Origin of the sequence: Sporosarcina sp. NCCP-2716 (assembly GCF_023707985.1) — a bacterium.
Lineage (GTDB): Bacteria > Bacillota > Bacilli > Bacillales_A > Planococcaceae > Sporosarcina.
Map to the genome: position 1 here is coordinate 276,176 of NZ_BRCF01000004.1, position 7,716 is coordinate 283,891.

The 7,716-nt window shown below is 45.1% G+C and carries 4 protein-coding genes; all 4 read left to right on the plus strand.

Going from position 1 to position 7,716, the window contains the following annotated elements; genetic code table 11:
* Window positions 1–486: 486 nt before the first annotated feature.
* Window positions 487–4,332, plus strand: a complete 3,846-nt coding sequence (locus tag NFU03_RS08595) for an S-layer homology domain-containing protein (protein ID WP_251637844.1) — start codon at window positions 487–489, stop codon at window positions 4,330–4,332.
* A 1,289-nt stretch (window positions 4,333–5,621) separates the two neighbouring features.
* Window positions 5,622–5,906 carry a hypothetical protein gene (locus NFU03_RS08600; protein WP_251637846.1) on the plus strand — a complete coding sequence of 95 codons (285 nt, stop codon included), beginning with the start codon at window positions 5,622–5,624 and terminating at the stop codon, window positions 5,904–5,906.
* Between the two features lie 46 nt (window positions 5,907–5,952).
* Window positions 5,953–6,933, plus strand: a complete 981-nt coding sequence (locus NFU03_RS08605; RefSeq protein WP_285835435.1) for a sensor domain-containing diguanylate cyclase — start codon at window positions 5,953–5,955, stop codon at window positions 6,931–6,933.
* A 68-nt stretch (window positions 6,934–7,001) separates the two neighbouring features.
* On the plus strand, window positions 7,002–7,670 hold the full coding sequence (locus NFU03_RS08610) for a uracil-DNA glycosylase family protein (RefSeq protein ID WP_251637851.1): 669 nt from the start codon (window positions 7,002–7,004) through the stop codon (window positions 7,668–7,670).
* Window positions 7,671–7,716: the final 46 nt, after the last annotated feature.

Below are 7,716 nucleotides of genomic sequence, written 5' to 3' on the forward strand. Positions count from 1 at the left end.
CTTTTTTATGCATAATAAGCACTTCTATACATATCAAAAAATTTTAATGTAGTAAGTAAATTGAAATATAGGCAGAGTATTACCTGTACTATTTGCAACGTAACCTCCTGATCATATACCACTTTGTTACTATTGTATCTCATCATATATTGTGTTCTCTCGAATTCAGCACAACAAGGGCTAGCTGTTGTTTTTGGCAGACTGGATATGGTTCTTACACAGGTTTGGTGACCACACCACCTAAACTGGATATTTGTCTACACTATAGAACAGGGGAAGACAAAAAGTCTAGGGTTGAAATTAAACCGGTTCCATTTTATGAATTTTGCTTTAAGAAAAAATAAGTATTATGTAGTGGCATATAGTACATGGCAAGCATGGATATATTTACAGTTTAGTATGTAATCTTGTTGGAATAGGTATCTTTGGTAGTAGAACTATGGTATTATTAGTTGAATTTAAAATTATCGTTGGAGGGGAAATAATTTGGGAAATAGTAAACTTTGGAATTTATCAATGGCAAGTGTTATGGCAGCAGGAACGGTGGTTTCAGTCGCACCACAGACAGCGAGTGCAGCCGAGGTAACCTTTAAGGATATGGGTAAGAACGTAACATCGTATGACTCCGTAATGCAGTTGGCAGCACGAGGAGTCATTAGCGGATATGAAGACGGGACATTCCGTCCAAATACAGATATTACACGCGGACAAGCGGCGAAGTTCCTTACCGATATTCTTGGCCTGGATACTGACAACGTAACGAACCCGAATTTCAAAGACGTATCCCCTACCCATCGTTTCTACAAGTACATTGCTGCGCTCTCTAAGGAAGGCGTAATCAATGGATACGTTGACGGAAACTACGGTGTCAACGATAAGCTGACGCGCGGCCAGATGGCGATCATTCTTGGAAATGCTTATAAGTTTGAAAAGCAGCCGTTGAAGACGAACCAATTCACGGACGTGGATAAGAAAGCCCATTACGCCGAGTATCTCCAGGCACTGATCGACAACAAAATTACATTTGGTTTGACCGACACTTCTTTCGGTCCATCCCAATTTGTCAACCGCGGTCAAATGGCTATGTTCTTGTTCCGCAGTGACGCAGTAGTTCAAGCTGAGACTGTCAATACAGAGATCAGCGGTGCGAAGGACGGGAAGCTCGTCACAGCATCTGGAGAGTACTCCGTACCGGCCTCTCTCGCTAAGCTATTCAATGCATCGAATGCAGAGGCGTTAAAAGGCGCCACAGCCAGCCTTCAAGTGAAGAACGGGGAAGTCTTGTCACTGGACAAGCTGACGCTCACAGCAAGCGGCACAGCGGACAAGCCGCTCGTCTTCGATGGTGCATTATCCACGTTGAAAGGTGACCTGATCATCACTGGCGAAAACGTTTCAGTAAAAAATCTGACTGTATCAGGGAAAACGACGATCGATGACGCATCTGCCAAGACATCTGCAGTGAAAGCCGCAGCTGTCAGCCAGAAAGTCTCGTTCGGTAACGTTGTTCTGCAAGTACTGGAAGTCAAAGGTGCAAAAGGTGTGAACGTTCACTTCACAGGTACAACGAAGGTTGCGGAAATCATGACTGCCGTAAACTTGCACGTCCAAGCAGACACTGGCATTGTGGTGCCGTCCTTGACTGCGCTCGCAAACGTCCGCGAATTAGTCATCAACGCAGTGGTTGAACATGCCAAACTGCAATCGACCGATTTGACTATTGAAGGAACAGGACTGATCAATAACGCAACAGTTGAGGGAGCAGGCAAGATTACATTCGACCTGCAATCTAAAATTAAGACACTGATCATTCAATCCAAACTCGCCAAAATCCAACTGGGCAATCAAATGATTGTGGGCAATATCCAACTCCCTGCTGGCACCACACCACAAGACGTAATTGGCAACTATGAAAGCGTCAAAGACAAAGTGGAAAACGTCAACGGCAACAACAATACAGAAGTCAAACCTGAAACTCCACCTGCAACAGGCGGTGGCGGTGGAGGCGGCGGTGGTGTTGTATCACCGACTGTTAAATCTGTAGGAAGCGCTGCTGAATTGCTTGCTGCGCTCAATAATAAATCCATCCAGCAAATTGTTTTGTCAGATAACATTACGGTGACGGAGCCGGTCGTTCCTTTAGCAGGTGTGACAATCAATGGTAAGGGACATACTTTAACATTAAACGCCGAGGGTAAGGGTGATAGCACTGCTGAGGGCTTGTATATTAAGAATGACCATGTAACAATCACCGATTTGAAAATCACACAGTCCGGAAACGCTAATAAAGATAATCTGGTTGAAATCTACGGCAACTATGCTCACTTGAATAAAGTCGAAGTGAAAGGAAGCCATAAAGCTGGAATCTACGTAAATAACGACAAAAAAGACAGTATTCTATCAGTATTATTCACAAGTGTGTCAACGAGTGCAAACGGTTGGAATGCTGGAATCGGGCTGCAAGCGCAAAAAGAAAATTCTATAGTTAAAGCTACTTTTTCCGGTAGAAATCTCTTTGAAGACAAGGTAGCGGTCTACTCTGATAACAAATCAACAATTAGCGACAATCATGCAGGTGACGGAAATCTTGGCCAAGTTGAAGTTATTGGCTTGGGTAACAAGTATGCAAACCCTACAAACGGGAAAGACAACTGGGGAGAAGGAAACTCGAACGAAGTAGCGGAAGCTAAGTTGTTTGCTGATCTAGCTGCAGCTGAATCAGGAGACACTGTTAAGTTATACATGGATACCATAGTAACTAAACCAGTAGTGCCGCCTGCAGGTGTAATACTGGATGGGCAAGGAAAAACTTTGACATTGAATGCGAAAAGTCCTGCAGGTGCTAACAGTACTGCAGAGGGTCTCCACATCAAAAACGACAATGTCACTATTAAAAATCTTAAAGTCACGCAAACAACAAATCAAAATACTGATAACTTGATCGAAATCTATGGCGATAATGCCAAGTTATTTAATGTCGAGGCAACAAAAAGTAAGAAAGCTGGTATATATGTAAACAATGATAACGACAACAAGAACCTAAACGTATCCTTTGAAAACATTTCAACTAGCGATAATGAGTGGAAAGCAGGCATCGGTCTTCAAGCAAAAAAGGAAGGCTCCAGCGTTATTGCAAACTTTACGGGCACCCATGTATTTGAAGATGAAGTCGCTGTCTACTCTGATAATGCTCCGACTGCTGGAGGATTATATAACGGTGATGGAAATCTGGGCACTGTAGAAGTAAAAGGATTAGGTAATGTCTATGCCAACCCTAATGGGAAAGACAACTGGGGTGAAGGTGCTTCTGACGAAATCGCTGGTGCTAAGTTATTCGCAGATATAGCAGCAGCTGAGCCAGATACGCAAATTGATTTGTATCGTAATGTTAAAGTTGGGAAAACGGTTTACATTGACAAACACATTTATTTAGTAGGAAATGGATATACAATCAGTGCTGCAAGTGATATGACATTTCAAGGGCCAAATAAGTCTGTTATTACAATTGCTCAAGTCCCTGGTGTAATACTTGCTGACCTGACTGTTGATGCGAGTCAGATAAACACAGGCGGGTGGCAGGGTATATACGGAGTGCAAGTGTATAAATCAATTAGTGCGTTTCTCGATAATGTCACCTTGATGAATGCTGATGCTGGCGTACTAGCTAACGGTTCAAATGTTAAAATGAAAAATATTACAACTTCAGGAAATGAATTTGGCGGTGTCGAAGTATCGCAAGGCCTAGGGGTTACTGCTTCATCTTCTGTAGATATCCAAGGAAAGAGTACTCACGAAGAAAATGAAGGGGTTCACATCTGGACAATTGGAAATAATGCACATGTAGAAGATCCAGAGAATCAATATAAATTCGCCAAAGATGGTAGAACTGGAAAAGAAGAATTCACAAATTATATTCTTTCTAATGAGGAAAGGGATGTACCCTTCAAGCTATTAGAAGCCCCGAAAGATGGTTCGAAAACTTTGGAGTTGGCAGGTTTAATACCGACTGATGTTAAGTACCTTGCTTTTAATTTGATGAATGATACAGGAAATGCGCAAAAAATTGCGACCTTGGAAGAGGTTGCACAGTTCATGAACACCCGTTACGGAGCAACTCTAAATATGAATGCAGTTAAGGTCACTCCTGGTAAAATCGAATTGGTAGAAAAACTATTAAGCACACAAGATTGGAACAAAATCAAAAAACTTGGTGATATTAATTCACCATATAGAATTACTGTGCTAAACAAAGATAAGACGGCAAAGATTGCAAAGATAGCTATTTATCAAGACGGCGAAGCTGTATTTGAACCAATTACGCCGGTTAATTAACAACAGGACCCTGTGCATTGCGAAATTAGTAAAGAGTTCTGTGGATTTTTGAATGAGTGATAGAGAGATTGTTGTCCCTCCGGGGATGGCAGTCTCTTTTTTGTTATTGATATCCATGTCCATCTGCTAATGACTAAGATAGTTGTCCGAAGCTGTAGGTTATGCTGTTCAGTTTATCTTAATAGACTTAGACACCCGACCAGCGTTTTCCGTTAAATACCATCCCTAGCCTGTGTATCACTCAATACAGACATGTACGGATGGGTGCTTGTTACTGCAGGAGAATCGCGTCGTGCATTCTGCTTGGCGTACTCACAAGCCTGCCAGTGCTCCTCTAGCCGGTTATGAAGAGGATTGTGTTCATATGGCTGGCATCTTTTATTCTCACCATCTTCCGCTATACATCTGCAAAACTGATGCTCCATGCAGGGACAGCGGGTATATCTGTCCGGATATAGTAATCGTGGGCTATTACCTTGGAAAAGAAACGGCGATGGAAGTGGTTGTAGCTTCGAGAAGTCTGGGACACAGCTGTAAGTTCTTGTTCCTTATCCACTCAAAAGATTTTCTTTAGTTTGCTTCAGCCCGGTAGCCGGAGGCGATATAAGAGTGCATGAGCCATACGGCAGACGTTTCTGAATAGGGATCCAGTAGCAGAAGTTTCTGCAAGTACTTTTGCTGTATGCTGCAGAGGAAATGAGCCTCATAATAGTCGATGAGCTGCTACAACAGCGTCATGACGGTCTCCCGGCAGTCAGCTCTAATCGGCATTATCCACGCATAACCGTTCAATTCCAGATATTTTCCTTGGCAGTCTTCCAATACTCGTTCATAGTTCATACTCGGGCACCGCCGCCTCTTCGAACTCTGGAAACGTCTCTGTAAGCTGCTCCAATTCAAAAAGATCGCATGTGCCGCTTGCGATTTTTAGCGTATAGTTTTCTTACGAAAAAGAAATCGAGTTACCGGTAATAGATTTACGGGGGAGAGATACGTTGAATTGTTTGAAAGACTAGCTGACTAGCGATGCGTTGTTTTGATGATAGTTACTTGCTGTATGCAAGAATTTTGGAAAGAAGTAACGTAAATAGTATGGTAATGAACGGAAGAGCCTATTAGGCATAAGGATTCCTGATGGTTTCTATTAATAGTCTATATTGACTAATATTTTGGTTGACTACATCCATCATAATGGTATAATTTTTACAAGGGAATTATTTCTTGAAGTATCATCCGTCTGTGATATGACCTTAAAGGCTTCCCAGATGAAAAGAGAATGGAGATGTCCTATGGAATTCATCGAGTACTTACGCAACCGGCATAGCCTGCAGCGAGGGGCTAAGAAGCTTTCGGACGTTTCTTCAGATCAGTATGCCAACCGTCTACATAATTTGCTGCGGAAAGGGATCTACAACAAAGAGAAGGAGATTACAGACGAAATCCTTCGAATGATCGAAAACGAATACAAGCGGGGGATCGATCTGTATCCGCGGACCATTCGATATTACATAGAATTCATGGCTTACGAGGAATACTTGCATGAAGGAAGTTTGCTGTCGCTTTCCAATCTGTGAAGGGAACCGGTTCCTGAGGACTGTTTGGTGAATGAGGAGGACACCTATGAAAAAGTTGGCTTCTATTGGACGAAGACTACTAAGACCAGCAAGTAGACGGCGGAATAGGAAACTGAGGAAAGCTGTTAAGAGGGGATTCAACTGTGTCTCTTCCGAGGAGAAAGTTCTTCAGATGCTTGGGCATTCCAAGGACGTCGTCTACTATTTCCAGCTCGTTCCTGAGGAGCGGTTCCTCTATTTGAGCCCGTCACTCGATCGATGGTTGGGCAGAGGTACGGCGGAAGAAGGGCTGCGCAATCCTGCGAAGCCGTTTGAGCACCTGCATCCGCAGGATTTCGAAAGACTGAAGCGTAGGGTGGAGGATCAGCTAATGGACGGCGAGGTTCTCATCCAGCGCTGGAGGGACGAACACGGGGTGTACCGATGGTTTGAAGAACAGCTGACCCCTGCGTACCATGGGGGACAGCTCACGGCCGTGCAAGGCATCATGAGGAACATCGACGACAGGATCGAGCGGCAGCGGCAGCTGGAGTACCAGGCGACCTATGACGCATTGACCGGCGTCAACAACCGCAGTTACTTTAACATGCTCATGAACCGGTATGATACGGAAGTGGATATACCGATCGGCCTCATCTTCTGTGACGTCGATGAGTTGAAACGGATGAATGACCGGTTCGGCCATGCTGCGGGGGATGAGCTGCTGAAAAGAACGGCGCTGTTCCTGCAGCAGTGGACTTCCCATGAGATGAGCCTGGCACGCTTTGGCGGCGACGAATTCGCCATCGTCGTCACCGGGGAGGCGGCTTACGAGCAGACGGTCGGGTTGGCAGCTGAATTGGAAGGCAGCCAGAGCCTACTCACGGATCATAATGCTTCAGAGAGTGTCCGTTTTTCACTCGGATGGACGTATAACGACCATTCCTATGGAAATATGGGTGAGCTGTTTGCACAGGCGGATGCCCGGATGTACAGGAACAAATTAGGCAAGCGGGTAGATGGCGAAGGCCCTATCCCTGAACACTGATTGTGAAACGGACACACCTTTCTTGCAAAAAGGATATCCGAATCTTATCGCAAGAAAGGAATCCACTGATGGAACGAATCGTTGACCTGCACGCCGCGTTCATGGAGCGGCTTATCACGGAAGGGAGCATCCTCCAGGAACTTGAACGGCATGGTATCAAGATCCTGCCAGGCTTCCTCGAACAGATTGAACTCGTCCGTTCCTACTACAAAAAGTTCTACACCGCTCCGACCCGCCGTATCGTCTTCTGCGGCATCAATCCGAAACATTATGGCGGCAGAAAAACAGGCATCCCCTTCGTCGACTTCATTGGTGTGGAGCGCCTGATGCCTGGCTGCAGTAACGAGCGCCGCGACCAAGAACGAAGTGCACAATTCATGCTCTCCATCATGGAAGCGTACGAACCCGGCACCTTCCAGGACACGGTCTACTTGACCAACCTCTCTTGGTACGGCTTCCTGCGCAATGGCCGGACGCTGAACTTCTACAACCTGCCCGCAAGCGTGCGTCATCACTTCATCGACTCCTTCACGGAAGAGATGAAAATCGTGCAGCCTGTCTGCATCGTTCCGCTCAGCCAGGAAATCGCCCGTACTCTGCGGCTCCTGCAAGATGGCGGACACTTGGATTATCCCATTGCCGATCGGCTGCCCCATCCTATGCAGTGTTCGTTTCCGTCCAACAGGAAGCGTTCACGGGAGCGGTATTTTGATGTTTATGGCACACTAGAAATGTAGGAAACGGCAGCTAATTTATGTATAAAAAAAGGCCACTTGCCAACAT